Origin of the sequence: Paracoccus ferrooxidans, from assembly GCF_029909815.1 — a bacterium.
In the GTDB taxonomy this organism is placed as follows: Bacteria; Pseudomonadota; Alphaproteobacteria; order Rhodobacterales; family Rhodobacteraceae; genus Paracoccus; species Paracoccus versutus.
The window spans coordinates 801,370-826,483 of the sequence record NZ_CP038202.1 but is presented as its reverse complement, the minus strand read 5'-3'; the positions used below and the strand labels follow the sequence as shown (position 1 = coordinate 826,483).

Here is a 25,114-nt window from a genome sequence, read left to right as displayed (position 1 = left end):
CTGATCTGAACCCAAAGGTCTGACAATGTTCGATCTTGACGACATGTTCTATCGCCCGTTCTGGATCCGGCTGCTGCTGGTCTCGTTGGCCCTGGGCTGGGGGCTGTTCGAATTTCTTTCGGGCGCGCCCTTCTTCGGCGCGAGCTTTGTCGCCATCGGGCTTTACGCGGGCTGGCGCTTCTTCGTGACATTCAACCCACCCGGAGGAGACAGATGAGCGACCTGCTGCTGAGACCGCCTGCCACGAAAGGCAAGATCTACGACGTCACGCCGCAATCCGCCGGCTGGAAATATGTCAGCTTCGGCCTTTACCGGCTGGGTCCCGGCGAGACCGCGACCGAGGATACCGGCGGCAACGAGGTCATCCTGGTCATGGTCGAGGGCAAGGCCAGGTTTCGGGCCGCCGGGCAGGACTGGGGCGTGCTGGGAGACCGGATGGATGTCTTCGAGAAGACGCCACCGCATTGCCTCTATGTCCCGAACGGCCAGGACTGGGCGGCCGAGGCCGAGACCGACTGCACCATCGCCGTCTGCTCGGCACCGGGGAAAGGCGGGCACGCGGCGCGCCGCATCGGCCCCGGGGGAATCGTCCTGACCCAGCGCGGCGAAGGCAGCAATACCCGCTTCATCAACAACATCGCGATGGAGGCCGAGGACTATTGCGACAGCCTGCTGGTCACCGAGGTCTTCACCCCCGCCGGCCACTGGTCGAGCTATCCCAGCCATCGCCATGACGAGGACGACTTCCCCCGTATCACCTATCTGGAGGAGACCTATTACCACCGCCTGAACCCGGCCACCGGTTGGGCGGTGCAGCGGGTCTATACCGACGACGGCAGCCTCGACGAGGTTATGGTGGTGCGCGACGGCGACGTCACCCTGGTCCCCCGCGGCCACCACCCTTGCGGCGCCCCATACGGCTTCGAGCTCTACTACCTCAACGTCATGGCGGGGCCGCGCAGGAACTGGCGCTTCCTCCCCGCGCCAGAGGTCGCCCATCTATTTTAGGCTGGGTGATGGATGCCTGCAATGATCCTGGTCGCGATCCTGATGAATGTGGGAGACGGAGCCGAGTGGCCTTGGCCGCCACACCGACGACGCCGAGTCCTGAACCCGGCTTGCGATGCGCGGGCGATCCTGCAATCCTGCGGCCATGACCGGGGATCTGCATATCCTGCGCCAGCATGTCCTGCTGGCGGCGCGGCTGTTTCGGAACTACGGCGCGGTGCTGGCCGCCACCTGGCTGGCGGGCGGGCTGCTGGGCACCGTGCTGATGATGCTGGCGGTCGAGATCGGCTTCGCCGACCGGCTGGCCGGGCTGATCGCGCTGGTGCCGGTGATCCTGCTGCAGCTGGTGCTGTTCGTCGCCATGTTCGTCATCATGCGCGACGGGCTGCCGGTGCTGCGCTTTCGCGCAAGGCGCCGCCGCGAGGCGCCGCCCGCCGGGGAAGGCGCTGCCGAGGCTCCGGGCATCGGCATGCTGGCCGGGGCGCTTCTGGCGGTGCTGATCCCGTTCTACGGCTATTATGCCGGCTGGGGCCTGCTCGGGAACACGCTGCGCGACTATTCCAAGGCGTTCCTTTCCACCTCGATGGAGCGCATCGACTTCTCGGACGTCTCGCCCGAGCGGGCGCCCACCGCGCTCGAGGTGCAGAGCACGCTCTGGGTGGTGGTGGCCGTGCTGCTGATCTGGGCGGTCCGGCGTGGCGCCAAGGCCATGCACAAGCGCAGCGAGGCCGGGATCTGGCCGCTGCTGGTCGTCGCCTGCGAGGCGAGCTGGGCGGTGCTGGGCCTTTACGTCATCTCGGGCTGGCAGGAGGGCTTCGTCGCATGGCTGGCCCAGCTGCCCTCGCCGGGCGAATTCTGGCAGAACCTGTTTCCGCCGGCCGCGGCCGAGGTGGTCGATGCCGCGCGCCGCCCGGTGGACTGGCCGCCCGTCTTCCAGCCGTGGCCCTGGCTGGAGCGGCTGTTCTGGTATGCGCTGCTGCCGCTGATCTGGTTCAACCTCGGCGCCATCGTCTATGGCCACGACCTGAACATGATGGCCGAGGAAACGCGGCGCTCGGCTGGCAAGGTGCTGGACCGCTGGCAGGGGCTGCCAAAGCCGCTGACCGACTTCCTCGGGCATTTCTGGGCCGGGCTGGTCAAGCGCTGGCATGCGGTGGCGAACGGCGTGCTGCTGGCCGGGTCGGCGGGCTTCGCGCTGACCGTCTCGGTGCTGGTGCTGTGGCGGCTGGCCGATTGGGCGGGCCGCTGGGCCTGGGTCGGGCTGGCCGAGCTGATCGGGCCGCAGGACCTGTCGGTCTGGCAGGTGGCGCAATATCCGCTGGGCCTGCTTTTCGGCGCGCCCGGCCAGCCGCAGCAGGGCGTGGTGGTCTGCGTCCTGCAGTTCTGCATCCTTGCCGCTGGGTTGGAGCTGGCCGGGCGCGCCCAAGCGGAAAAGGCAGCTATTGCAGATCGCGCAGAACCGGCGTGACCGCGAATTCCAGCGCCTCGGGCCGCGTCCCCCAGGCCGAGACGCGCAGCCGCGCACCCTTCAGCAATTCGGAGGGCACCAGGAAAAGCTGGTCCGACAGGAACTCCTGTCCATCCGGCGGCGCGTCATAGGGAATGGGGTTGCAGCGCCCCTTGTTCTCGCCATCGGGGGAAAGTACCCGGACGGCACCCTCGGAATCGGCGCTGATCAGCGGCAGCCAGACCCGATCCGCCGCGTCGCGCAGGCTGATGTCGCAACCGGCCCAGCCCTGCCGCGCCGCCTCGGGACCGCGCAGCGCCAGACGGACCAGCACCAGCGCCCGCTCGGACAGGTTGGGCGCGCTTCCCGCCCAGACCTGATCGACCCGGACATGCACGCCCCGCAGCTCGGCCCCCGCCTCGCCGGCCTGCACCACCCGCCATTCGCGGGCGCGGCGCAGGTCGGTGATCTCGGTCCAGCCCCCGACCACCACGTTGGCGAGCAGCAGGACCGCGGCAAGGAGGATCCACAGCAGATGTCTCATGAGAGGTCTCATGGCTCGAACCGGATGATCGGCTGGCGCTCGGGCAGGGCCGGCGGGGCCAGGTGCAGGGCGCTGTCGAAAACCGCGGTGAAACTGCCCGTCAACACCAGCGCGCCCCCCGCCACCTCGTCCTCGGGCAACTCGAATACCGCGACGGCGTGGTTGCCCAGGCCGGGCTGGAACCAGCGGCTTTCCAGCCCGCGCGGAATGTCCTCGGCGCGGCGGGACAGCGCGTAGCGCCGCCCGCTCGCGCCCTGCCAGACGGCGTCGAGGCGCTGCGAGGTCCCAATGGCCTCGGCCTCGATCTCGGCGATCAGGAACACGCCGTCGCTGTCGCGGACCAGGTCGCGGCCATAGCGGCGAAAGGCGATGCGATCGGCCAGGCGCAGGCCGGTGAAGCGGGCGCGGAAGCTGCGCGCCTCGCCCGTCGCGCCCGCCGCGACGGCACTGGGGAACGGCTGCACGACGCTGTTGTAGTCGGGCGCGGTCTGCATCATCGCGCCCAGCAACGCGGCCCCGGCCAGCACGAGGGCAATGCTGCCGGCGCGGATCATGGCGCCCCCTCCGGGACCATGGACATGCGGGCGACAGGCTGGAACAGCAGCCAGTTCGCCTTGCCATAGAGATTGTCCCTGAGCTTGAAGGTCTGCCGGTGGAAGGTCAGCGAGACCGGGCCGGGCTGCCAGTCCGGCGGCACCTGCCAGGCCAGCGTCACCCGCTCGGCCAGGCGCGGATGCAGCTGCACCAGCAACTCGCCATCGCGGTCCAGCGTGATCTCCGGCTCGGGCCAGGCGACGCCGCCGGCGGCAAGCTCGGGCGGGTGCGGCGGAAAGCCGAAGACGGCGACCTGGCTCTCTCCGGTCAGGTTCAGCAGCCGGGCGCGCAGCAGCAGCTGCTCGGGCTCGCCCTCGCGCCTGGGCGGTGCCAGCGTCAAGGCCAGCGGCGTGATCTCGACCCGGCCCAGATCGACCGGCTGGCCGGCCGCGACCTCGGGCGGATCCCGTGGCGCCCTTGCCTCTTCGACCTGGAGCCAGAGACCGACGAGCACCGCAGCCGCAACCCCGATCGAGGCGGCCAGTCGTAGCCTCAGACGCCGAAACAGAGAGGTCCGCCGCGTTTCCGTCATGCAGGGATTAAGGCCCAGGCCCCCGTGCCAACACAAGATTCATCGGCAGACGGTCGGCGGAATCCGGCCTTCCGGCATCGTCAACACGAGGCAGGGGGACGGCGTCGGGTCGCCGGGTCGTCGCTGTCCAGCGAGGCGGTGGTGATGCCGGTCTTTGCGACAAAGGGCTTGTAACAGGCCTCTACCTGGTTGTGACCGTAGGTACCGCCCAGGACATGTCGGTCAGCCTACACAATGTGCTCCGGACGCTGGAAGACCTGCTCGAAGCCCTGCACCTGACCGCCATATTAGCCGCCAGGATGCGTCGAGACTGATCCCAGCGAGAACCACGACCGCGCCTGTGCTTCCCAATGCGACGAAAAGAACCGACTAGACGCGAACCTGGTGCACGGTAGGTCTGCTTCCATGGACACCCCACCGGATGTCCTCTGGATAGCCAAGCGAGACATTGACCACGGGGGTCCGGCCAACCTGTGCCCGTTCATCGAAGCTGAGATGCGAGGCCAAGAGGGCTTCTCCTTGAGTTGCAACTGCCTGAAAACCATGGCTGGTCGCGATTCAAAATAGAATCCACCCCTTCTACATGAGTTTCACAGATAATCCGTCTTATGTAAATAAACTCAGCCCAAAACCCAACCGCACAAGCCCATGCGACCTGCGACCTATTGGCCAGGTCCGGCGCAGGCACTTCCTTTCCGCTTTTCCGCATCATAGTCTGCCAGACGAATCCACCGCAAATTTCCACAGCCACCGCCCGCAAGACCCAGCGGCGGTCACGAGCAAGGAGAGCCCATGGCCGTTCGTCCTCCGGTTTGCGATTTCGGTGCCAGGGCGCCGGACTTCACCCTGCCTGATCCCGATGGGCGCATGTTCTCGTTCGGCGACATCGCCGGGCCGCGCGGCACGCTGGTCATGTTCATCTGCAACCATTGCCCCTATGTGCAGGCCGTTATCGACCGCATCCGGCGCGACGCCGCCGAATTGCAGCAGCTGGGCGTGGGCGTCGTGGCGATCTCGGCCAACGACGTCGGCGAATATCCCCAGGACGGGCCCGAGCAGATGAAGGCCGAGGCCCGGAAACACGGCTTCACCTTTCCTTATCTCTATGACGAAAGCCAGGATGTCGCGCGCGCCTATGGCGCCGAATGCACGCCGGATTTCTTCGGCTACAATGCCGCGGGCGAATTGCAGTATCGCGGCAGGCTGGACGCCTCGGGCCGCAATCCGGCACCGCCGGACGCCCCGCGCGAACTGTTCGCGGCCATGGCGCAGATCGCCGAAACCGGGCAGGGCCCGCGCGAACAGGTGGCCTCGATGGGTTGCTCGATCAAATGGAAGGCTTGAATGAACATCTGCTTTGCCCCCTGCCCCGTGGTTTTCGACCTTGACGGCACGCTGATCGACAGCGTGCCCGACATCCATGCCTGCGTGAACGCCGTCTTGCGCCTGCATGGCGTGGCGCCCCTGACGCTGGACCAGGTGCGCGGCTTCGTCGGCGGCGGCGTCGACCTGCTGTGGCGGCGCGTCATCGGCACCACCGCGCTGCCGGTCGAGGCGCATCGCGACCTCGTCGCCTCGTTCATGACCCGCTATCACGACGCGACCGGCCTGACCCGGCTTTATCCCAATGTCGCCGAGGCGCTGGGGATCCTGGCCGATCGCGGCTATCCCCTGGGGCTTTGCACCAACAAGCCGCTGGGGCCGACGCGGGCGATCCTGGACCATTTCGGCATCGCGCAGCTGTTCGGCGCCGTGGTGGGCGGCGATTCCCTGCCCCAGCGCAAGCCCGATCCGGCGCCCCTGCGCGCGGCCTTCGCCGGGCTGGGCGCCGACCCCGACAGGCTGCGCGGGGTCTATGTCGGCGACAGCGAATTCGACGAGGAATGCGCCAGCAACACCGGCGTGCCCTTCCTGCTGTTCACCCGCGGCTATCGCAAGACCCCGGTCGAGCAGATGACGCATCACGGCACCTTCGACGATTTCGCCCACCTGCCGCTGCTGGTCGAAGAGACGTCCGCGGTCGGCTAGGGGCGGTCGGCTAGGCCCGTCCGGCGCCATGGCGCTTGACAGAACGGCAAAACGCAAGGAACCGTCGCCACATGCCGCCGTCGCGGCCCGACCGCAGCCAAGGGAACCCTGCATGGACCTTCGACAACTGACCCCCGACCTGGCCGTCGCGGCCCAGATCCGCCCCGAGGATCTGCCGGCCCTGGCCGAGGCCGGCTTTCGCGTGCTGATCAACAACCGCCCCGACGAAGAGGTCGGCCCGGACGAGGATCACGAGGCGATGCGCGCGGCGGCCGAGGCGGCGGGGATGGAGTATCACTTCAACCCCTTCACCCCCGGCCAGATCACGCCGCAGATGATCTCGGCCCAGGCCGAGGCCCTGGCCACGCCCGGACCCAAGCTGGCCTATTGCCGGTCCGGCAACCGCTCGACCGTGCTCTGGGCGCTGGCCCGCGCCGGGCAGGAGCCGGTTGCCGACCTGCTCGATACCGCCGCTCGGGCCGGCTACGACCTTTCGGGCATCCGGCCGCTGATCGAATCACTGGCCCCGCCGGATGCGTGATTGCCGTCGGGCTGGAACCTTGGCCGCCGCGGCGGGTTTCCCATGCGACAGCCAGCGATCGGGCGGATCTCCCGCCCGGCCGGCCTAGGGGAGGAATCCGTCATGAACTCGATCATCTATCTCGTCGGCCTTGTCGTCGTGGTGCTGTTCATCCTCGGGCTCCTGGGCCTGCGCTGACATCGGGCCTGCGATTGGCGCTGGCCTTTCGCGCCCCTCTGCGTTACCGGGGGCGCAAATTCTGAAAAAGGCCCCCTATGGACATCCGCAATATCGCGATCATCGCCCATGTCGACCATGGCAAGACGACCCTGGTCGATCAGCTTCTGAAGCAATCGGGCAGTTTCCGCGAAAACCAGGCCGTGGCCGAGCGCGTGATGGACAGCAACGACATCGAGCGCGAGCGCGGCATCACCATCCTGGCCAAGGCGACCTCGGTCGAGTGGAAGGGCACCCGCATCAATATCGTGGACACGCCCGGCCACGCCGATTTCGGCGGCGAGGTCGAGCGCATCCTGTCGATGGTCGATGGCGTCTGCCTGCTGGTCGATGCCGCCGAGGGCCCGATGCCGCAGACCAAGTTCGTGACCTCCAAGGCGCTGGCCCTGGGGCTGCGGCCCATCGTGGTGCTGAACAAGGTGGACAAGCCCGCCGCCGACCCGGACAAGGCGCTGGACGAGGTGTTCGACCTGTTCGCGAACCTGGGCGCAAGCGACGAACAGCTTGATTTCCCCCATCTTTACGCCTCGGGCATCGGCGGCTGGGCCGACGAGACGCTGGAAGGGCCGCGCAAGGACATGTCGGCGCTGTTCGACCTGGTGCTGCGCCATGTCGAGGCGCCCAAGCAGATCGCGCGCCAGGACGAGCCCTTCCAGATGCTGGCGACCACGCTGGGCGCCGACCCGTTCATCGGCCGCATCCTGACCGGCCGGGTCGAGGCCGGCCGCGCCAAGGCCGGCGACACGATCAAGGCGCTGTCGCGCGACGGCGAGCGCATCGAGCAGTTCCGCATCTCGAAGGTGCTGGCCTTCCGCGGCCTGAACCAGCAGCCCATCGACGAGGCGGTGGCGGGCGACATCGTCACCATCGCCGGCATGTCCAAGGCGACCGTGGCCGATACGCTCTGCGCGCCCGAGGTGGAGACCCCCCTGCCCGCTCAGCCCATCGACCCGCCGACGATCAGCGTCACCTTCGGCATCAACGACAGCCCGCTAGCAGGCCGCGACGGCAACAAGGTGCAGTCGCGGGTGATTCGCGAACGGCTGATGAAAGAGGCCGAGACCAATGTCGCCATCAAGGTCGAGGACACGCCGGGCGGCGACGCCTTCGTCGTCTCGGGCCGCGGCGAATTGCAGATGGGCGTGCTGATCGAGAACATGCGCCGCGAGGGGTTCGAACTGTCGATCTCGCGCCCGCGCGTGATCTTCCGCGACGAGGACGGCGTCCGGCTGGAACCGATCGAGGAAGCCATCATCGACGTCGACGACGAATACACCGGCGCGGTGATCGACAAGCTGACCGGCGCCCGCAAGGGCGACCTGGTCGAGATGAAGCCCGCAGGCCATGGCAAGACCCGCATCGTCGCCCATGTGCCCTCGCGCGGGCTGATCGGCTATCAGGGCGAGTTCATGACCGACACCCGCGGCAACGGCGTGCTGAACCGCATCTTCCACAGCTGGGCGCCCTACAAGGGCCCGATCCAGGGTCGCCGGCAGGGCGTGCTGATTTCCATGGAGGACGGGGTTTCCGTCGCCTATGCGCTGTGGAACCTGGAAGAGCGCGGCAAGATGTTCATCGGCGCGCAGGAACAGGTCTACCAGGGCATGATCATCGGCGAGCATTCGCGCGACAACGACCTGGAAGTGAACCCGCTCAAGGGCAAGAAGCTGACCAACGTGCGCGCCTCGGGCACGGACGAGGCGGTGCGGCTGACGCCCCCGGTGCGCATGTCGCTGGAAGAGGCCATCGCCTATATCGACAACGACGAACTGGTCGAGGTCACGCCGAAAAGCATCCGCCTGCGCAAGCGTCACCTGGACCCGCACGAACGCAAGCGCCAGTCCCGCGCCGAGGGTTGAGCTTCTTTCCGCCGCTTGGGATTACAGGCTTTCGCGGCGGAAAAACTCTGCTAGATTTGAGACGAATTGTTTCAGGAGCGGCTGATGGAAGGCCGGGGCAATATCTATCAAAGCTTGATCTTCGCCGCCCAGCAGCATCTGGAGGAAACCGGTCAGCTTCCCGTGGATCTCGCCGAGCTTGCCCCGCGCACCGAGGCGAGCGAGGACGAGATCCGCAGCATGTTCAGTTCGACCGAGGAACTGCATGAGGGGCTGATCTATCACGCCGTCACCCTGCTCAACGATGCGCTGCGCGAGGGCGTGATCCAGGCCAATACCAGCGACCCGATCGAACAGATGCATTCGATCGCCCACAGCTATCTGGGCTGGGCCGAGGCCAATCCGACGCTGTTCCGGCTTCTGGTCGATGGGCTTTGCGGCCCGATCAAGCCCGACAGCGCCTTGCATCGCTACACCAGCTCGATGCGCGACCTCTATCACCGCAAGCTGTCCGAGGCGCAGCGGCTGGGCATCCTGTCCCCCGATACCGACATCGAGATCTCGACCATGATGCTGCATTGCCTGGTCAAGGGCGGCAACATGATGTTCGTGACCCGCAGCACCGATCCCTGGTTCGACGGCGACGGCCGCTCGACGCGCGAACTTGCCGAACGGATCTTCACCGAGTTCATGGGCAACCTGGTCCGGGCCAATGCGCCCGCATCCGCACCCGCCGCCAGCGAAAAGGCCTGAGCGGCGGGCCGGTCCGCTCAGATCTGGCGTTCGGGCAGGTTCACCACCAGACCGTCCAGTTCCGGCGTCACCTTGATCTGGCAGGTCAGGCGCGAGCGTACCGGATCGGGCTGCCAGGCGAAGTCCAGCATGTCCTCTTCCATCGGATCCCTGGGCGGCAGCCGGTCCACCCATTCCGGCGCCACATAGACATGGCAGGTCGAACAGGCGCAGGCGCCGCCGCAATCCGCGTCGATGCCGGGCACGCCGTTGTCGCGCGCGCCCTCCATCACGGTCATGCCGGGTTTGACGTCGATTTCGTGGACGGTGCCGTTGTGCTCGATGTAAGTGATCTTGGCCATGGGTGCCTTCCTTGCGCTTCATGCCGCAGATAGGTCATCGCGCCGCCAGAGAAAAGCCCCGCCCGCGCGGCGGTTTCCCGCACCCGCCAGCGCCTGCCCGCACCTGCCCTCGGACCGGGCCGCCTAGAAAAGCGATTTCTGCCCCTTGGGTTCGGGCGGCTTGCGGGCGGGCTTTGCCGGGGGCGCGTCGGGGCGCGCCGCCAGCCGGCCGTCCAGGAACTCGATCTCGAAGCGCGGGGTCTGTGCCGCCTCGGCCGCCTGGGTCAACAGGCCCGAGGGGCCATGCACGACGGCGAATCCCCGGCGCAGGGTCTCGCGATAGCCCAGCGTCTGGCGCAGGCGATCCAGCCGCTCCAGCGCCTCGCGGCGGGGCGGCAGCATGCGCGCGGCGGCGGCGGCAAGCCTTGTGGCCAGCCGGTCCAGCATGTCGCGGTCGCGCCGGGTCTGGCGCGCGGCATCGGCCAGCATCCGCGCGCGGGCACGCTCCAGCCGGCTGCCCAGCTCGGCCAGGCGCTCGGCCCGGCTCCGGCCAAGCCGCGCAAGGCAAAGCGGCAGCCGCTGCCCCTGCGCCTGCAACGCCTCGCGCCGGCTGCGCAGCATGGTGCGCAGCGCCGACAGCGACAGCGGCAGGGCGTTCAGCCGGTCGCGGCGGGCACGCACGAAACCGCGCAGCGCCGGCTCCAGCCGCTCGGCGAACAGGTCGAAGCGTTGCCGGGCCGGATCGGTCAGCGCCTGCGGCCGGCCAAGCGCGCGGCCCAGGTCGGTCAGCCGCTGGCGCTGGCGCTGGTTGCGGGCTTGGGCCGCGCGCATCATCCGGGCCCGGATCTCGGCCAGCCGGGCAGCCAGTTCGGCGCGCACCGGCACCGCCATCTCGGCCGCGGCGGTGGGCGTCGGCGCCCGGCGGTCCGAGGCGAAGTCGATCAGCGTGGTGTCGGTCTCGTGCCCCACGGCCGAGATCAGCGGGATCTCGCTGGCGGCGGCGGCACGGACCACCGCCTCCTCGTTGAAGCCCCACAGGTCTTCCAGGCTGCCGCCGCCGCGCGCGACGATGATCAGGTCGGGGCGCGGGATCGCCCCGCCCTGGGGCAGCGCGTTGAAGCCCTGGATCGCGGCCGTGACCTGCGGTGCGCAGCCCTCGCCCTGCACCGCCACCGGCCAGATCAGCACCCGCGTCGGGAAGCGGTCGCGGAGCCGGTGCAGGATGTCGCGGATCACTGCGCCCGAGGGCGAGGTGACGACGCCGATCACCCGCGGCAGATAGGGCAGCGGGCGCTTGCGCGATTCGTCGAACAGCCCCTCGGCCGCCAGCGCCTTGCGGCGCTTCTCCAGCATCATCATCAGCGCGCCGGCGCCGGCAGGCTCGATCTCCTCGACGATGAGCTGGTATTTCGACTGGCCGGGGAACGTCGTCAGCCGGCCGGTGGCGATGACCTCGATCCCCTCCTCGGGGCGGGTGGAGAGCCGCGCGGCCTGCCCCTTCCAGGTCACGGCGGCGATCACCGCACGGTCGTCCTTGAGGTCGAAATAGACATGCCCCGACGAGGGGCGCGAGACGCGGCCGATCTCGCCGCGCACGCGGACGCGGCCGAACTCGCCCTCGAGCACGCGCTTCACCGCGCCCGAGATCTCGGAGACGGTGAACTCGTGGATATTGCTGGGGGCTGCGTCTTCGAAGAGTTCCATGTCCCCGGTTGTGGCGCGGGCCGCGGGCAGGATCAAGGGGCTTGGGGTATTGATCCGGCGCGGGCCAGTTCCTAGAAGGCGCGGGACCATTCGCAAAGGGGCCTTTCCGCATGAACATCCTGATCCTCGGCAGCGGCGGGCGCGAACATGCGCTGGCCTGGGCGATCCGGCAGAATCCGAAATGCGACCGGCTGTTCGTGGCGCCGGGCAATGCCGGGATGGAGCCGCTGGCGCGGCTGGCCGAGCTGGACATCCTGTCCGGCCCCGCCGTGATCGGCTTTTGCGAGGAAAACGCCATCGACCTGGTGGTGATCGGCCCCGAGGCGCCGCTGGCGGCCGGGGTCGCCGACGAATTGCGCGCGGCCGGCATCCTGGTCTTTGGCCCGTCCAGGGCGGCGGCGATGCTGGAGGCCTCGAAAAGCTTCACCAAGGAGGTCTGCGACGCCTGCGGCGCACCGACCGCCGCCTGGGCGCGCTTCGACGCGGCCGAGCCGGCGCGCGCCTATATCCGCGGGAAAGGCGCGCCCATCGTCGTCAAGGCCGACGGGCTGGCCGCCGGCAAGGGCGTGACCGTGGCCATGACCGAGGACGAAGCCGTCGCCGCCGTCGACGACGCCTTCGGCGGAGCCTTCGGCGCGGCCGGGGCCGAGGTGGTGATCGAGGAATTCATGGCAGGCGAGGAGGCGAGCTTCTTCGTCCTCTGCGACGGGACGGACTGCCTGCCCATCGGCACCGCCCAGGACCACAAGCGCGCCTTTGATGGCGATGCCGGGCCGAACACCGGCGGCATGGGCGCCTATTCCCCCGCCCCGGTGCTGACCCAAGACATCCAGGACCAGGTGATGGCCGAGATCGTGCGCCCGACCGTGGCCGAGATGGCGCGGCGCGGCACGCCCTTCCAGGGCGTGCTTTATGCCGGGCTGATGATCGAGGACGGCCGGGCGCGACTGGTGGAATACAATGTCCGCTTCGGCGACCCGGAGTGCCAGGTGCTGATGATGCGGCTGGGCGCGCAGGCGCTGGACCTGATCCTGGCCTGCGCCGAGGGCCGGCTGGGCACCATGGCGGTCAGCTGGGCCGACGACCACGCCCTGACCGTGGTGCTGGCCGCCAGGGGCTATCCCGGCAGCTATGAGAAGGGCAGCGTGATCCGCGGGCTGGATGCGCTGGCCGAGGACAGTTTCCGCATGGTCTTCCATGCCGGGACCGCGCGGAGTGACGGGCAGATCGTCGCCACCGGCGGCCGGGTGCTGGCCGCGACCGGGCGCGGCGCGACGCTGGCCGAGGCGCACGCCCGCGCCTATGCGCTGGTCGACGGCATCGACTGGCCAGAGGGCTTTTGCCGCCGCGACATCGGCTGGCGCGCGCTTTGAGCCGCCGCGCCAGCGGCACGGGGCGCATGAGTATTTGAAGAACGAAGAAGTCCAGGGGCGGTACGGGGCGGCGGCGCCCCCGAGGGTTTCGGGTCGGGAAAATGCCGGGGGCGTGTTTTTTGCCTTTTCAAGCCGGCGGGGCGGGTCTTATAGTCCGCGCCATGACTCGGATGCAGCAGATCATTGCCACGGCCCCGCACGCGCATGACCGCGCGCGCATCGCCGTGAACCGCCGCGGTCTCCTTCTTCTTACGCTGCGCTGAGCGGGTCTTCCGGGCCGCCGCTCAGTCAGGTTCGTGCCCGGTCTCCCGTGAGCACATGAAGAAGGATTCCCGAAATGACCGATCCGAACCGCGTATTGATCTTTGACACCACCCTGCGCGACGGCGAGCAATCGCCCGGCGCCACCATGAGCCATACCGAAAAGCTGGACATCGCCGAGATGCTGGACGAGATGGGCGTCGACATCATCGAGGCCGGTTTCCCCATCGCCTCGGAGGGCGATTTCGCCGCCGTTTCCGAAATCGCCAAGCGCGCGAAGAACGCGGTGATCTGCGGCCTGGCGCGGGCGCAGATCCCCGACATCGACCGCTGCTGGGAGGCGGTGAAGCACGCCAGGCACCCGCGCATCCACACCTTCATCGGCACCTCGCCCCTGCATCGCGCCATCCCGAACCTGAACATGGACCAGATGGCCGAGCGCATCCACGACACCGTGACCCATGCCCGCAACCTGTGCGACAACGTGCAATGGTCGGCCATGGACGCGACCCGGACCGAGCACGACTACCTGTGCCGGGTGGTCGAGATCGCGATCAGATGCGGCGCCACCACCATCAACATCCCCGATACCGTCGGCTATACCGCGCCGCGCGAATCCGCCGCGCTGATCCGCATGCTGCTGGAGCGGGTGCCGGGGGCCGATACGGTGGTCTTCGCCACGCATTGCCACAACGACCTGGGCATGGCGACCGCAAACAGCCTGGCCGCGGTCGAGGCGGGGGCGCGCCAGGTCGAATGCACCATCAACGGTTTGGGCGAACGCGCCGGCAATACTGCGCTGGAAGAGGTGGTGATGGCCTTGAAGGTGCGCCACGACATCATGCCCTATGCCACCGGCATCGACACCACCAGGATCATGGCGCTGTCGCGGCGGGTGTCGCAGGCTTCCGGCTTTCTGGTGCAGCCCAACAAGGCGGTGGTGGGCAAGAACGCCTTCCTGCACGAATCCGGCATCCACCAGGACGGGGTGCTGAAGAACGTCGAGACCTTCGAGATCATGAAGCCCGCCGACATCGGCCTGAACGAGGCCAATATTGCCATGGGCAAGCATTCCGGCCGCGCCGCGCTGCGCGCCAAGCTGAAGGACCTGGGCTATGAGCTGGGCGACAACCAGTTGAAGGACGTCTTCGTCCGCTTCAAGGCCCTGGCCGACCGCAAGAAGGAGGTCTACGACGACGACCTGGTCGCGCTGGTCCAGGATGCGGCGGCCAATACCGAGGACGACCACCTGCAAGTCAAGCACCTGCGCGTGGTCTGCGGCAGCGACGGGCAATCGGCCGACCTGGTCCTGCTGGTCGGCGGCGAGGAAAAGGCCGTCCATGCCACCGGCGACGGCCCGGTCGATGCCTGCTTCAACGCCGTCAAGTCGATCTGGCCGCACCGGGCGCATCTGCAGCTCTACCAGGTCCATGCCGTGACCGAAGGCACCGATGCCCAGGCCACCGTCAGCGTGCGCATGGAGGAAGAGGGGCGCATCGCCACCGGCCAGGCCTCGGACACCGACACCATCCTGGCCAGCGTCAAGGCCTATGTGGGCGCGCTGAACCGGCTGAAGGTGCGCCGCGACATGGTCGGCGAAGGCGCCGACGCCAAGCAGGTCAGCATGTATTCGCACTGACCGCCGCGGCAAGGCGGGGGGCGGTCAGGCCGCCCCCTTGCGTTCGACGAAACCCAGGTCGATGCCTTGCAGGAAGGGAAAATCCTCGGCCAGTTCGCGCTGGAACTCGGCCGGGTCGAGCTGCTGGAACCATTTCGGGAACCTGGCGACGATGGTGGCGACGGAATCGCCCTCGTCCCAGCGGGTCTGGACGTAGCCCAGGCCCCCGACGTCGGTGAAGGCCGGGAAATGCTTGGGCAGCTGGAAATGGTTGTAGGCATAGATGCAGCGCCCCGGCCCGCGCATGCGCACCGCCGCCCCCGCGCCCAGGAAGGGCTGGTGCGCCCGCCAGTAGCTGATCGGCTCGCCCTGGTAGCTGCCCATGACCAGCCCCTGCGGATAGCTGATGGCAAAGGCCGGCAGGTCGGCAAAGCGCCGGGCGTGGCGGCGGATGCGGGCGACGTGATGGCGGCTGAAGGCGTCGTCGTCATCGACGCGGAACTGGATCACCGGCCGGCCCGCCGCCTCGGCCGCCTCGCGCAGGGGCTCGCGCAGCGCGTTCACCGTCTCGCGTTTGTCCGAGACGATCAGCCGGATCTGCGGCACGCCGGCGCACAGGTCGCGCAGCCGCTCCAGCCAGGGGCGCGGCATCTCGGGCGAGGTCAGCAGCCAGAAGCGGAAATCCCCGTCGGTCTGGGCCTTGACCGAGGGCAGGCACAGCGTCTCGAAGGCGGCGAAGCGGCGCTCCAGGCGCTCGGGCGCATAAAGCAGGGCGCCGCGCTGCGCCAGAAGCTCGGGCGCGCCGGCCCCCTGCCCCGCGGTCCCGGCCCAGTCGCACCGGCCCAGGAAGGAAAAGCGGCAGATCCCCACGATAACATCCTGCAAACCCTGCCCTTTCCTCGTGACCCGAACCGGCGGCAGCCTAGCAGCCCGCGCCGCCCGGTCAAGCGTGCGCGGCGCCTGCCCGCGAAACATCGGCGCGACCGGGCGGCGCATCATTTTCCGGTTTCCCCGAGCCGAGGCTCGGCCTATATGTCCAGCACCTTCGGCGGGGCGACTCGCCGGGGCAATCGGGCAATGGCCGCGCGAAAAAGGGCGGCAGGAATGCCGTCTTGGCAGGGACGGCGGAAGGGGTAGTTCACATGGCCTTTGGCGGGTTGTTTTCCACCGATATCGCGATCGACCTGGGGACCGCGAATACGCTGATCTACGTCAAGGGCAAGGGCATCATCCTGAACGAGCCTTCGGTCGTCGCCTATCACGTCAAGGACGGCAAGAAGCAGGTGCTGGCGGTGGGCGAGGACGCCAAGCTGATGCTGGGCCGCACGCCGGGCAGCATCGAGGCGATCCGGCCGATGCGCGAGGGCGTCATCGCCGATTTCGACAGCGCCGAGGAAATGATCAAGCATTTCATCAAGAAGGTGTTCCGGCGCACCACCTTCTCGAAGCCCAAGGTCATCATCTGCGTGCCCCATGGCGCCACCCCGGTCGAGAAACGCGCCATCCGCCAGTCGGTGCTTTCGGCCGGCGCACGCCGCGCCGGGCTGATCGCCGAGCCGATCGCGGCCGCCATCGGCGCCGGCATGCCCATCACCGAGCCGACCGGCAGCATGGTCGTCGACATCGGCGGCGGCACCACCGAGGTCGCGGTTCTGTCCCTGGGCGACGTGGTCTATGCGCGCTCGGTCCGCATCGGCGGCGACCGGATGGACGATGCGCTGATCAACTATCTGCGCCGCAACCACAACCTGCTGATCGGCGAATCGACGGCCGAGCGCATCAAGACCCAAATCGGCACCGCGCGCATGCCCGACGACGGGCGCGGCGCCGCGATCATGGTGCGCGGCCGCGACCTGCTGAACGGCATCCCGAAAGAGATGGAGATCACCCAGGCCATGGTCGCCGAGGCGCTGTCCGAGCCGGTGCAGCAGATCTGCGAATCGGTGATGGTGGCGCTGGAGGCGACGCCGCCGGACCTGGCCGCCGATATCGTGGACCGCGGCGTCATGCTGACCGGCGGCGGCGCCATGCTGGGCGAGCTGGACCTGGCGCTGCGCGAGCAGACCGGGCTGATGATCAGCCTGGCCGATCAGCCGATGAGCTGCGTGGCGCTGGGCACCGGCAAGGCGCTGGAGTTCGAAAAGCAACTGCGCCACGTGATCGACTACGACAGCTGAGCGGGTTCGGCCCATGGCGCGCAAGGGCCCTGATTACGCGGCTCCGGTCCGCCGCATCCTGGTTTCGCTGCTGGTGCTGGTGCTGCTGGCGGTGTTCCTGTTCTGGCAGATCGACAGCCCGCGCGCCGAGCGGATGCGGGCGGCCTTCATCGACCGCTTCGTGCCCAGCTTCGACTGGGTGATGGCGCCGGTGACGAAGCTGTCGCGCATGGTCTCGGGTTTCCAGTCCTATGCCCGGCTCTACGAGCAGAACCAGGAATTGCGCCGCGAATTGCAGAAGATGGCGGCCTGGAAAGAGGCGGCGGTGCAGCTGGAACAGGAAAACGCCAAGCTGCTGGCGCAGAACAACGTCAGGATCGACCCGGCCCTGACCTCGGTCTCGGGCGTGGTGCTGACCGACAGCGGCACGGCCTTTCGCCAGTCGGTGCTGCTGAACGTGGGCGCGCGCGACGGCATCCTGGACGGCTGGGCGACGATGGACGGGCTGGGGCTGGTCGGGCGCATCTCGGGCGTGGGGCAGACCACCAGCCGGGTCATGCTGCTGACCGATCCCTCCAGCCGCATCCCGGTGACGATCCTGCCCTCGGGCCAGCACGCGCTGCTGACCGGGGACAATACCGCCCTGCCGGCGCTGGATTTCATCGAAAGCCCGGAAAACCTGCGCCCCGGCGACCGGGTGGTCAGCTCGGGCGATGGGGGCGTGTTCCCGCCGGGCCTGCCGGTGGGCCAGGTGGCGCTGGCCAGCGACGGCCGGCTGCGGGTGCGGTTGGCCGCGGATTACGGCCGGCTGGAGTTCCTGCGCGTGCTGCGCAGCCACCCGGCCGAGCAGCTTTCCGATACCGGGCTGCTGATCCCGCCGCCGGCGGCGGATTTCATCGGCCCGCCCCTGCCGCCGCTGGCCGACATGCAGGCGGCCGGCGAGGATTCAGGGGCCCAAGCCGGGGCCGGGGATGATTGATCCCGCCCGCCGGCGCCGGTTCCTGGGGCAGGCGCTGTTCGTGGCGCTGTTCCTGGCGATCCTGTTCTGGCGGCTTCTGCCGCTGGCGCCGGGCCGCATCGGCTGGCCGGGGCCGGACCTGGCGCTGTGCCTGGTGCTGGTCTGGGTGCTGCGCCGCCCCGAACAGGTGCCGGTCGCGACCATCGCCGCCCTGTTCCTGATCGAGGACATCCTGCTGATGCGCCCCATCGGCCTGGGCGCCGCCCTGGCCGTCATCGTGACCGAGGCTGCAAGAAAGCGCGAGCCGCATTGGCGCGAACTGCCTTTCATGGTTGAATGGCTGCGGGTCGCGACGCTTCTGGCGCTGATGATGGTGGCGAACCGCATATTGCTGGCGGTGTTCTTCCTGCCCCTTCCTCCGTTCGGGCAGGTGATCTTGCAATTCATCGCCACGGTCGCCGCCTATCCGCTGGTCGCGGGCCTTGCCGGCTGGGCGCTCGGCCTGCCGCGCGGCCGCGCCGAACGAGACACGAGGCATCGCTGAGCCATGCGCAAGTCGGAACGCGAAATCGTCGAAAGCAGCCGGCTCATCACCCGCCGGGTGCTGATGCTGGGGGTGATCCAGGCGGCGGTGGTGTCGGTCTTGGGGCTGAAGCTGCGCTCGATGCAGGTCGAACATGCCGACGAATACCGCATGCTGTCGGACGGCAACTCGATCAAGATCCGCCTGCTGCCGCCGGCGCGCGGGCTGATCCTGGACCGCAACGGCACCATCATCGCCGGCAACGAACAGAACTACCGCGTCACCCTGACCCGCGAGGAGGCGGGCGACGTCTCGGCCGTGATCGCGCGGCTGCGCCACATCATCCCGATGAGCGACCGCCAGGCCGCCGAGATCCTGGCAGAGATCCACAAGCGCAGCGCCGTGACCCCGGTGCTGGTCGCCGACCGGCTGACCTGGGACGAGTTTTCCTCGATCGCGCTCAACGCCCCCGCCCTGCCCGGCGTGACGCCCGAGGCGGGGCTGTCGCGCAGCTATCCGCGGGCGGGCGATTTCGCGCATGTGCTGGGCTATGTCGGCCCGGTCTCGGACTACGACCTGTCCAAGATCGAGGATCCCGACCCGGTGCTGCGCCTGCCCGAGTTCCAGCTGGGCAAGGTCGGCATGGAATCCAAGCTGGAAGAGGCGCTGCGTGGCAAGGCCGGCTCGCGCCGGGTCGAGGTGAACAGCGCCGGGCGCGAGATGCGCGAGCTGTCGCGGCAAGAGGGGCAGCAGGGCGCCACGGTGCAGACCACGCTAGACGCGGGATTGCAGAATTTCTCCACCCAGCGGCTGGGCAGCGAGAGCGCCGCCGCGGTGGTGATCGACGTGACCAACGGCGACATCCTGGCGATCTCCTCCTCGCCGGTGTTCGACCCGAACAAGTTCGTGCGCGGCATCTCGGGGCCGGATTACCGCGCGCTGATGGAACACGACCACCGCCCGCTGGCCGACAAGACGGTGCAGGGCGTCTATCCGCCCGGCTCGACCTTCAAGATGGTGACGCTGCTGGCCGGGCTCGAGGCTGGGGTCATCAACGCCGGCTCGCGCTTCTATTGCCCCGGCTATACCCAGGTCGCCGGGCGCCGCTTCCATTGCTGGAGCCGGGGCGGCCACGGCATGGTCGATGCGCTGCGCAGCCTCGAGCACTCCTGCGACGTCTATTACTACGAGCTGGCGCAGCGCGTCGGCATCGACCGCATCGCCGCCATGGCGCGCAAGCTGGGCATCGGCGTTCGCCACGAGCTGCCGATGTCCGCCATCGCCGAGGGCATCGCCCCGGATCGCGCCTGGAAGAAGGCGCGCTACGACCAGGAATGGCAGGTGGGCGATTCGCTCAACGCCTCGATTGGCCAGGGCTATGTGCTGGCCTCGCCGCTGCAGCTGGCGGTAATGACGGCGCGGGTGGCGACGGGGCGCGCGGTCGCGCCGCGCCTGGTGCGCGCCATCGACGGCCAGGCCGAGCCGGTGCCGGAATGGCCGGAACTGGACATCAACCCGCTGAACCTGCGCACGGCGCGGGCGGGGATGGACGCGGTGATGAACGCGCCCCGCGGCACCGCGCGCCGCTCGCGCATCCTGGCGCCGGAATGGCAGATGGCCGGCAAGACCGGCACCAGCCAGGTGCGCAACATCACCGCCGCCGAACGCGCCCGCGGCGTGATCTCGAACGAGCAGTTGCCCTGGAACCGGCGCGACCATGCGCTGTTCGTCTGCTTCGCGCCCTATGACATGCCGCGCTATGCGGTCTCGGTCGTGGTCGAGCATGGCGGCGGCGGCGGCGCGGTCGCGGCCCCCATCGCCCGCGACATCCTGCTTTATGCGCTGGCGGACGGCCTGCCGCCGCTTTCGGCCTATCCCGAGGCCGAGCGCGCCAAGGTGCAGGAGATGTGGTCGCGCATGAACCTGACCCCCTCGGCCCGCAAGGGCGAGGGCCGCGCAAGGGCCTGAGCCATGAGCTATCTCGACTATCACGTCGCGCAGGTGCCGACGGGCTGGCGCAAGATCCTGTATCTGAACTGGCCGCTGGTCTTCCTGGTCACGGCGGTCAGCTGCATCGGCTTCCTGATGCTCTATTCCGTCTCGGGCGGCGACATCGACAAATGGGCCGGCCCGCAGATGGAGCGCTTCGCCGTCGGCATGGTGCTGATGTTCGCGCTGGCCTTCGTGCCGATCTGGTTCTGGCGCTCGATCTCGGTCGCATCCTACGTGATCTGCGTCGGCCTTCTGGTGCTGGTCGAGGTGATGGGCCATGTCGGCATGGGCGCGCAGCGCTGGCTGGTGCTGGGACCGATCCGCATCCAGCCGTCCGAGCTGACCAAGGTCGCCTTCGTGCTGACGCTGGCGGCCTATTACGACTGGCTGCCGGTGGAAAAGGTCTCGCGCCCGTTCTGGGTGCTGGTGCCGGTGGTGCTGATCCTGCTGCCGACGGCGCTGGTGCTGATGCAGCCCGACCTGGGCACCTCGATCATGCTGATCGCGGGGGGCGGCATCGTGATGTTCGCGGCCGGCGTCAGCCTGTGGTATTTCGCCGCCGTCATCGCCATCGTCGTCGCCGGCATCACCGCGGTCATGGAAAGCCGCGGCACCGACTGGCAATTGCTGCACGACTACCAGTTCCGCCGCATCGACACCTTCCTCGACCCCGGCTCGGACCCCTTGGGCGCGGGCTACAACATCGCGCAGGCGCAGATCGCGCTGGGATCGGGCGGCTGGTCGGGGCGCGGCTTCATGCAGGGCACGCAGTCGCGGCTGAACTTCCTGCCCGAGAAGCACACCGACTTCATCTTCACCTCGCTGGCCGAGGAATTCGGCTTCGTCGGCGCGGGCTCGCTGCTGATCCTCTATGTGCTGATCCTGGGGTTTTGCATGTATTCGGCGCTGACCAACCGCGACCGCTTCGCCAGCCTGCTGACCATCGGCATCGCCGGGACGTTCTTCCTTTACTTTTCCATCAACATGGCGACGGTGATGGGCATGTTGCCGGCCAAGGGCTCGCCCCTGCCGCTGGTCAGTTACGGAGGAACCTCGCTGATGATCCTGCTGATGGCCTTCGGCATCGTGCAATCGGCCCATGTCCATCGGCCTAGGGGCTGACGGGATGCGGGTGCTGTTCGCCGCCCCCGCGCGGCTGTGGGATGCCTGGTCCCCCGCCCTGCGCGCGGCCTGCCCCGAGATGGAGCTGTGCCGGCAGGGCGATCCCGCGTGCTTCGACGCGCTGATCTATGCGCCCGGCTACCCCGAGGACGGCAGGGTGCTGGACTTCACCCCCTTCACCCGCGCCCGCGTGGTGCAAAGCCTCTGGGCCGGGGTCGAGCGCATCGTGACCAACCCCACGCTGACCCAGCCGCTCTGCCGCATGGTCGATCCGGGACTGGCGCAGGGCATGGTGGAATATTGCACCGGCTGGGCGCTGCGGGCGCATCTGGGCATGGACCGCTTTGCCCAGGACGGCGTCTGGCGCAACCAGCTGACCCCACCCCTGGCGCAGCGGCGCGGCGTGACCGTGCTGGGCATGGGCGAGCTGGGTCGGGCGGTGGCCTTGGCGCTGGCGGGCCTGGGCTTTCGCGTCGCCGGCTGGTCGCAATCGGGCCGCCCGGTGCCGGGGATCGAGGTGCTGGCGGGCGACGCCCTGCCCCAGGCCCTGAACCGGGCCGAGATCCTGGTCTGCCTGCTGCCCGACACGGCCGGGACGCGCAATCTGCTGGACGCCGCGCGGCTGTCCCTGCTGCCGCCGGGCGCCACGATCATCAACGCCGGCCGCGGCAGCCTGATCGACGAGGCGGCCTTGCTGGCGGCGCTGGATCAGGGCCTGGGCCATGCGGTGCTGGACGTGTTCCGGCAGGAGCCGCTGCCGCCCGAGCACCCGTTCTGGACGCATCCGCAGGTGACGGTGACGCCGCATGTCTCGGCCGAGACCCGGCCCGAGAGCGCCGCCCATGTCGTGGCCGAGAACCTGCGCCGCGCCATGCGGGGTGCGCCGCTTTTGCATCTGGTGGACCGGGCGCGCGGCTATTGACCGGCCGTTTCCGGGCATCCCCCCCCCCCGGAATCCTGCCGTTTTGCGCAACTTGCACGCGAAAGGAACCCGGCGGATAACGGGACGGATGGTAACGGCCCCAGGCCGATGGAGCGATTTTCATGACGATCACCCCTGTTCTGCTGGCCGGCGGCTCCGGCACCCGTCTCTGGCCCGTCTCGCGCAAGAGCTTCCCCAAGCAATTCGCCCCGCTGGTGGGCGAGGAAAGCCTGTTCCAGGCCTCGGCCCGCCGCCTGTCGGGACCGCGCTACGCCGCGCCGCTGGTGATGACGAACGCGGATTTCCGCTTCATCGTCGCCGAACAGCTGGACCAGATCGGCATTGCCCCCGCGGCCATCCTGATCGAGCCCGCCGGCCGCAACACCGCCCCGGCGATCCTGGCCGCCGCGCTGGCCGCCGCCGAAAAGAATGCCGATGCGCTGCTGCTGGTCGCGCCCTCGGATCACGTCGTCCCCGATACCGAGGCTTTCGGCCGCGCCGTGGACCTGGGCCTCGCGGCTGCGCAGGCCGGCCGCATCGTCACCTTCGGCATCACCCCCAGCCGGCCCGAGACCGGCTATGGCTACATGGAGGCCGAGGGCGAGGGCGAAGGCCCGCTGGTGCTGAAGCGCTTCGTCGAAAAGCCCGACGCGGAGAACGCGGCGCGCATGATCGCGCAGGGCAATTTCCTGTGGAACGCCGGCATCTTCCTTTTCGCCGCCCGCACCATGATCGAGGCTTTCAAGACCCATGCGCCCGACTATCTTGTCCCCGTCCAGGCGGCGCTGACCGAGGCGCGGCTGGACCTGGGCTTCCTGCGGCTTGCGCCCGAGCCCTGGGACCGGCTGCCCGACCTGTCGGTGGATTATGCGGTGCTGGAAAAGGCCCGGAACCTGTCGGTGGTGCGCTATTCCGGCCATTGGTCGGACCTTGGCGGCTGGGACGCGGTCTGGCGCGAGATCCAGGACGGCGAGCCGGCCGAGCGCGGCGCCGTCACCGACACCCGCTCGACCGCGATCGACTGCGACAACGTGCTGCTGCGCTCGCAGGACGAGGGGATCGAGGTGGTGGGCATCGGGTTGCGCGACGTGATGGTCGTGGCCACCGACGATGCCGTTCTGGTCGCCGGCATGGACCGCGCGCAAGAGGTGCGCGAGGCGGTCGGCGCGCTCAAGGCCAAGGGCGCGCGCCAGGCCGAGCATTTCCTGCGCGACCACCGCCCCTGGGGCTGGTTCGAGACGCTGGCGCTGGCCGACCGCTTCCAGGTCAAGCGCATCGTGGTCAATCCCGGCGCGGCGCTGTCGCTGCAATCGCATTTCCACCGCTCGGAACATTGGATCGTGGTTTCCGGCACCGCGCGGGTGACGGTGGACGAAACCGTGACGCTGCTGACGGAAAACCAGTCGATCTATGTGCCGCTGGGCGCCGTCCACCGCCTGGAAAACCCCGGCAAGGTGGCGATGGTGCTGATCGAGGTGCAGACCGGCGCCTATCTGGGCGAGGACGACATCGTGCGCTACGAGGATGTCTATTCCCGCGGCTGACCCCGCTCGCGGCATCGTGGGGCGCGCCGGCTTGCAGGGCCGGGGCCGGCCGTCTAACCATGGCCGGCGATGAGACGGATGACGAAACCCCTGTTTCCGGCCCTGGCCCTGGTCCTGGCCTTGATCTCGGCCCTGGTCCTTGCCGCGCCGACCGCGCGGGCCGAGGAACTGGCGGTGCAGTTGCGCGGCCGGACCCCGGCCGAATCCGCCGGCTTCCTGGTCGCCCAGGCGCGCGGCTATTACGCCGAGGAAGGGCTGACCGTGCGGCTGCTGCCCGCGGACGAGGCGGCCCCGCCCTTCGAGACGCTGGCGCGGGGCGAGGCCGACCTGGCGGTGGCCTGGATGCCCATTGCGCTGGTCGCCCGCGAAAACGGCCTGCCCGTGGTCAATATCGCCCAGGTCTTTGCCCGCCCGGCGCTGCGCCTGACCTGCCTGCGCGAGACGGGGGTGACGGGTGCCGCCGATCTGCGCGGCAAGACCATCGGCAGCTGGTTCGGCGGCACGGAATATCCGCTGCAAGCCTGGCTGAACCGGCTGGGGCTGGTGGCCGATGGCAGCCTGTCCGGCGTCACCCTGCTGGCGCAATGGCCGGGGGCCGAGATGCTGCGCCAGAAACAGGCCGCCTGCATCAGCACGCTCAGCCACGACCCGGCGACGGGCGAGGGGCTGGTCGAACTCGACCCGCAGGAGCAAGGCGCCGCGGTGCTGGAGGACGGGCTCTATGTCCTGCCCGGCACCCTCGCCGGGCCCGAGGCCGAGGCGCGGCTGGCCCGGTTCCTGCGCGCCAGCATGAAAGGCTGGCGCGAGGCGGTCGCCGCACCCGAGGACAGCGCCCGGCTGATCCTTGGCCCCGACCCCGATCCGGGCGCCTTGCAGCGGCAGGCGGGAATGCTGCGCGGCATCGCCGGGCTGCTGTCAGCCACCGGCGCGCTGGACGAGGCCGACTATCGCCGCACGGTCCAGACCCTGCGCAGCGGCGGCGACCGCGCGGTGCTGCGCCGCGACCCGCAGGGCGCCTTCACCGCCGCCGTCAGCGACCGCGCCGCGCCACCCGCAGCCGCCGCCCCAGACCGCGACGCCGCGCCGCTGCGCTGATCGCGATGCCCCCTTGCCGGTCCCG

At 68.9% G+C, this 25,114-nt stretch carries 25 protein-coding genes; 19 read left to right on the top strand and 6 right to left on the bottom strand.

From position 1 onward, the window contains the following. The first annotated feature begins 25 nt into the window (after positions 1 to 25). From E3U26_RS21120 to E3U26_RS21110, 3 genes are all read left to right on the top strand, one after another. The gene (locus tag E3U26_RS21120; protein ID WP_499106460.1) at positions 26 to 217 is read left to right on the top strand and encodes a DUF3329 domain-containing protein; all 192 of its coding nucleotides are present in this window, start codon (positions 26 to 28) and stop codon (positions 215 to 217) included. Beyond that, complete coding sequence (iolB, locus tag E3U26_RS21115; RefSeq protein ID WP_499106458.1) at positions 214 to 1,008, top strand: 5-deoxy-glucuronate isomerase; 795 nt, start codon at positions 214 to 216, stop codon at positions 1,006 to 1,008. Before E3U26_RS21120 ends, iolB begins: the two co-directional genes overlap by 4 nt. A gap of 145 nt (positions 1,009 to 1,153) precedes the next feature. Beyond that, complete coding sequence (locus E3U26_RS21110; RefSeq protein ID WP_499106454.1) at positions 1,154 to 2,476, top strand: hypothetical protein; 1,323 nt, start codon at positions 1,154 to 1,156, stop codon at positions 2,474 to 2,476. Here E3U26_RS21110 and E3U26_RS21105 read toward each other — a convergent pair. From E3U26_RS21105 to E3U26_RS21095, 3 genes are read right to left on the bottom strand one after another with little or no spacing between them, the layout of a single operon-like run. Next, positions 2,448 to 2,999, bottom strand: a complete 552-nt coding sequence (locus E3U26_RS21105) for a hypothetical protein (RefSeq protein WP_499106452.1) — start codon at positions 2,997 to 2,999, stop codon at positions 2,448 to 2,450. The genes E3U26_RS21110 and E3U26_RS21105 overlap by 29 nt on opposite strands. 8 nt (positions 3,000 to 3,007) lie before the next feature. Continuing rightward, positions 3,008 to 3,553 (bottom strand): hypothetical protein, encoded by a 546-nt coding sequence (locus tag E3U26_RS21100; protein WP_072464197.1) that lies wholly within the window; start codon positions 3,551 to 3,553, stop codon positions 3,008 to 3,010. Next, on the bottom strand, positions 3,550 to 4,047 hold the full coding sequence (locus E3U26_RS21095; RefSeq protein WP_499106450.1) for a hypothetical protein: 498 nt from the start codon (positions 4,045 to 4,047) through the stop codon (positions 3,550 to 3,552). Before E3U26_RS21095 ends, E3U26_RS21100 begins: the two co-directional genes overlap by 4 nt. 870 nt (positions 4,048 to 4,917) lie before the next feature. On the opposite strand from E3U26_RS21095, the gene E3U26_RS21090 reads away from it, so the two are divergent. The 6 genes from E3U26_RS21090 (at position 4,918) to E3U26_RS21065 (ending at position 9,501) form a co-directional block, all read left to right on the top strand. Further along, positions 4,918 to 5,469, top strand: coding sequence for a thioredoxin family protein (locus E3U26_RS21090; RefSeq protein ID WP_036754006.1), 552 nt, complete (start codon positions 4,918 to 4,920; stop codon positions 5,467 to 5,469). Next, positions 5,470 to 6,153, top strand: a complete 684-nt coding sequence (gene gph, locus E3U26_RS21085; protein WP_036754003.1) for a phosphoglycolate phosphatase — start codon at positions 5,470 to 5,472, stop codon at positions 6,151 to 6,153. Positions 6,154 to 6,265: 112 nt separating this feature from the next. Then, a complete protein-coding gene (locus tag E3U26_RS21080; RefSeq protein ID WP_036754001.1) occupies positions 6,266 to 6,694 on the top strand; it encodes a protein tyrosine phosphatase family protein in 429 nt (142 codons plus the stop codon). A gap of 42 nt (positions 6,695 to 6,736) precedes the next feature. Continuing rightward, positions 6,737 to 6,871 (top strand): hypothetical protein, encoded by a 135-nt coding sequence (locus E3U26_RS21075; protein ID WP_499106446.1) that lies wholly within the window; start codon positions 6,737 to 6,739, stop codon positions 6,869 to 6,871. A gap of 77 nt (positions 6,872 to 6,948) precedes the next feature. Next, a complete protein-coding gene (gene typA / locus E3U26_RS21070; protein ID WP_036753998.1) occupies positions 6,949 to 8,769 on the top strand; it encodes a translational GTPase TypA in 1,821 nt (606 codons plus the stop codon). Positions 8,770 to 8,853: 84 nt separating this feature from the next. Further along, positions 8,854 to 9,501 carry a TetR/AcrR family transcriptional regulator gene (locus tag E3U26_RS21065; protein ID WP_036754071.1) on the top strand — a complete coding sequence of 216 codons (648 nt, stop codon included), beginning with the start codon at positions 8,854 to 8,856 and terminating at the stop codon, positions 9,499 to 9,501. 17 nt (positions 9,502 to 9,518) lie between these two features. Here E3U26_RS21065 and E3U26_RS21060 read toward each other — a convergent pair whose 3' ends face one another. After that, positions 9,519 to 9,842: a 2Fe-2S iron-sulfur cluster-binding protein gene (locus tag E3U26_RS21060; RefSeq protein WP_024844753.1), complete on the bottom strand. Its 324-nt coding sequence runs from the start codon at positions 9,840 to 9,842 to the stop codon at positions 9,519 to 9,521. A gap of 123 nt (positions 9,843 to 9,965) precedes the next feature. Next, positions 9,966 to 11,525 (bottom strand): exodeoxyribonuclease VII large subunit, encoded by a 1,560-nt coding sequence (gene xseA, locus E3U26_RS21055; RefSeq protein WP_499106443.1) that lies wholly within the window; start codon positions 11,523 to 11,525, stop codon positions 9,966 to 9,968. Positions 11,526 to 11,635: 110 nt separating this feature from the next. Here xseA and purD point away from each other — a divergent pair, with 110 nt between their 5' ends. Continuing rightward, a complete protein-coding gene (gene purD, locus E3U26_RS21050; protein WP_499106441.1) occupies positions 11,636 to 12,898 on the top strand; it encodes a phosphoribosylamine--glycine ligase in 1,263 nt (420 codons plus the stop codon). 337 nt (positions 12,899 to 13,235) lie between these two features. Further along, on the top strand, positions 13,236 to 14,798 hold the full coding sequence (locus tag E3U26_RS21045) for a 2-isopropylmalate synthase (protein WP_499106439.1): 1,563 nt from the start codon (positions 13,236 to 13,238) through the stop codon (positions 14,796 to 14,798). A gap of 24 nt (positions 14,799 to 14,822) precedes the next feature. Here E3U26_RS21045 and E3U26_RS21040 read toward each other — a convergent pair whose 3' ends face one another. Beyond that, complete coding sequence (locus E3U26_RS21040; protein WP_258551847.1) at positions 14,823 to 15,647, bottom strand: putative rhamnosyl transferase; 825 nt, start codon at positions 15,645 to 15,647, stop codon at positions 14,823 to 14,825. A gap of 272 nt (positions 15,648 to 15,919) precedes the next feature. Here E3U26_RS21040 and E3U26_RS21035 point away from each other — a divergent pair, with 272 nt between their 5' ends. The 8 genes from E3U26_RS21035 to E3U26_RS21000 all read left to right on the top strand — a co-directional run bounded on the left by E3U26_RS21035 (position 15,920) and on the right by E3U26_RS21000 (position 25,089). Further along, positions 15,920 to 16,954, top strand: a complete 1,035-nt coding sequence (locus E3U26_RS21035) for a rod shape-determining protein (RefSeq protein WP_036753983.1) — start codon at positions 15,920 to 15,922, stop codon at positions 16,952 to 16,954. Positions 16,955 to 16,967: 13 nt separating this feature from the next. Beyond that, a complete protein-coding gene (gene mreC, locus E3U26_RS21030) occupies positions 16,968 to 17,912 on the top strand; it encodes a rod shape-determining protein MreC (RefSeq protein WP_036753980.1) in 945 nt (314 codons plus the stop codon). After that, entirely contained in the window at positions 17,905 to 18,435 is a 531-nt protein-coding gene (locus E3U26_RS21025; protein WP_114535424.1) for a rod shape-determining protein MreD, read from the top strand. Before mreC ends, E3U26_RS21025 begins: the two co-directional genes overlap by 8 nt. Before the next feature lie 3 nt (positions 18,436 to 18,438). Next, positions 18,439 to 20,382: a penicillin-binding protein 2 gene (gene mrdA / locus E3U26_RS21020; protein ID WP_036753974.1), complete on the top strand. Its 1,944-nt coding sequence runs from the start codon at positions 18,439 to 18,441 to the stop codon at positions 20,380 to 20,382. Positions 20,383 to 20,385: 3 nt separating this feature from the next. Continuing rightward, entirely contained in the window at positions 20,386 to 21,528 is a 1,143-nt protein-coding gene (rodA, locus tag E3U26_RS21015) for a rod shape-determining protein RodA (RefSeq protein ID WP_036753972.1), read from the top strand. Further along, positions 21,506 to 22,450 (top strand): 2-hydroxyacid dehydrogenase, encoded by a 945-nt coding sequence (locus E3U26_RS21010; protein WP_499106435.1) that lies wholly within the window; start codon positions 21,506 to 21,508, stop codon positions 22,448 to 22,450. Before rodA ends, E3U26_RS21010 begins: the two co-directional genes overlap by 23 nt. Positions 22,451 to 22,572: 122 nt before the next feature. Beyond that, complete coding sequence (locus E3U26_RS21005; protein WP_499106433.1) at positions 22,573 to 23,994, top strand: glycosyltransferase family protein; 1,422 nt, start codon at positions 22,573 to 22,575, stop codon at positions 23,992 to 23,994. 78 nt (positions 23,995 to 24,072) lie between these two features. After that, complete coding sequence (locus E3U26_RS21000) at positions 24,073 to 25,089, top strand: ABC transporter substrate-binding protein (protein ID WP_240540444.1); 1,017 nt, start codon at positions 24,073 to 24,075, stop codon at positions 25,087 to 25,089. The last annotated feature ends 25 nt before the right edge of the window (positions 25,090 to 25,114 follow it).

Excerpts from the sequence above, each read along its gene's own strand:
- E3U26_RS21105 (WP_499106452.1), bottom strand. The coding sequence starts at position 2,999 with ATGAGACATCTGCTGTGGATCCTCCTTGCCGCGGTCCTGCTGCTCGCC.
- iolB (WP_499106458.1), top strand. The coding sequence starts at position 214 with ATGAGCGACCTGCTGCTGAGACCGCCTGCCACGAAAGGCAAGATCTAC.
- E3U26_RS21045 (WP_499106439.1), top strand. The coding sequence starts at position 13,236 with ATGACCGATCCGAACCGCGTATTGATCTTTGACACCACCCTGCGCGAC.
- E3U26_RS21065 (WP_036754071.1), top strand. The coding sequence starts at position 8,854 with ATGGAAGGCCGGGGCAATATCTATCAAAGCTTGATCTTCGCCGCCCAG.
- E3U26_RS21060 (WP_024844753.1), bottom strand. The coding sequence starts at position 9,842 with ATGGCCAAGATCACTTACATCGAGCACAACGGCACCGTCCACGAAATC.
- E3U26_RS21110 (WP_499106454.1), top strand. The coding sequence starts at position 1,154 with ATGACCGGGGATCTGCATATCCTGCGCCAGCATGTCCTGCTGGCGGCG.
- E3U26_RS21080 (WP_036754001.1), top strand. The coding sequence starts at position 6,266 with ATGGACCTTCGACAACTGACCCCCGACCTGGCCGTCGCGGCCCAGATC.
- typA (WP_036753998.1), top strand. The coding sequence starts at position 6,949 with ATGGACATCCGCAATATCGCGATCATCGCCCATGTCGACCATGGCAAG.
- E3U26_RS21010 (WP_499106435.1), top strand. The coding sequence starts at position 21,506 with ATGTCCATCGGCCTAGGGGCTGACGGGATGCGGGTGCTGTTCGCCGCC.
- rodA (WP_036753972.1), top strand. The coding sequence starts at position 20,386 with ATGAGCTATCTCGACTATCACGTCGCGCAGGTGCCGACGGGCTGGCGC.
- E3U26_RS21025 (WP_114535424.1), top strand. The coding sequence starts at position 17,905 with ATGATTGATCCCGCCCGCCGGCGCCGGTTCCTGGGGCAGGCGCTGTTC.
- E3U26_RS21000 (WP_240540444.1), top strand. The coding sequence starts at position 24,073 with ATGACGAAACCCCTGTTTCCGGCCCTGGCCCTGGTCCTGGCCTTGATC.
- E3U26_RS21075 (WP_499106446.1), top strand. The coding sequence starts at position 6,737 with ATGCGACAGCCAGCGATCGGGCGGATCTCCCGCCCGGCCGGCCTAGGG.
- E3U26_RS21090 (WP_036754006.1), top strand. The coding sequence starts at position 4,918 with ATGGCCGTTCGTCCTCCGGTTTGCGATTTCGGTGCCAGGGCGCCGGAC.
- E3U26_RS21005 (WP_499106433.1), top strand. The coding sequence starts at position 22,573 with ATGACGATCACCCCTGTTCTGCTGGCCGGCGGCTCCGGCACCCGTCTC.
- mrdA (WP_036753974.1), top strand. The coding sequence starts at position 18,439 with ATGCGCAAGTCGGAACGCGAAATCGTCGAAAGCAGCCGGCTCATCACC.
- E3U26_RS21100 (WP_072464197.1), bottom strand. The coding sequence starts at position 3,553 with ATGATCCGCGCCGGCAGCATTGCCCTCGTGCTGGCCGGGGCCGCGTTG.
- gph (WP_036754003.1), top strand. The coding sequence starts at position 5,470 with ATGAACATCTGCTTTGCCCCCTGCCCCGTGGTTTTCGACCTTGACGGC.
- xseA (WP_499106443.1), bottom strand. The coding sequence starts at position 11,525 with ATGGAACTCTTCGAAGACGCAGCCCCCAGCAATATCCACGAGTTCACC.
- E3U26_RS21120 (WP_499106460.1), top strand. The coding sequence starts at position 26 with ATGTTCGATCTTGACGACATGTTCTATCGCCCGTTCTGGATCCGGCTG.
- E3U26_RS21035 (WP_036753983.1), top strand. The coding sequence starts at position 15,920 with ATGGCCTTTGGCGGGTTGTTTTCCACCGATATCGCGATCGACCTGGGG.
- purD (WP_499106441.1), top strand. The coding sequence starts at position 11,636 with ATGAACATCCTGATCCTCGGCAGCGGCGGGCGCGAACATGCGCTGGCC.
- mreC (WP_036753980.1), top strand. The coding sequence starts at position 16,968 with ATGGCGCGCAAGGGCCCTGATTACGCGGCTCCGGTCCGCCGCATCCTG.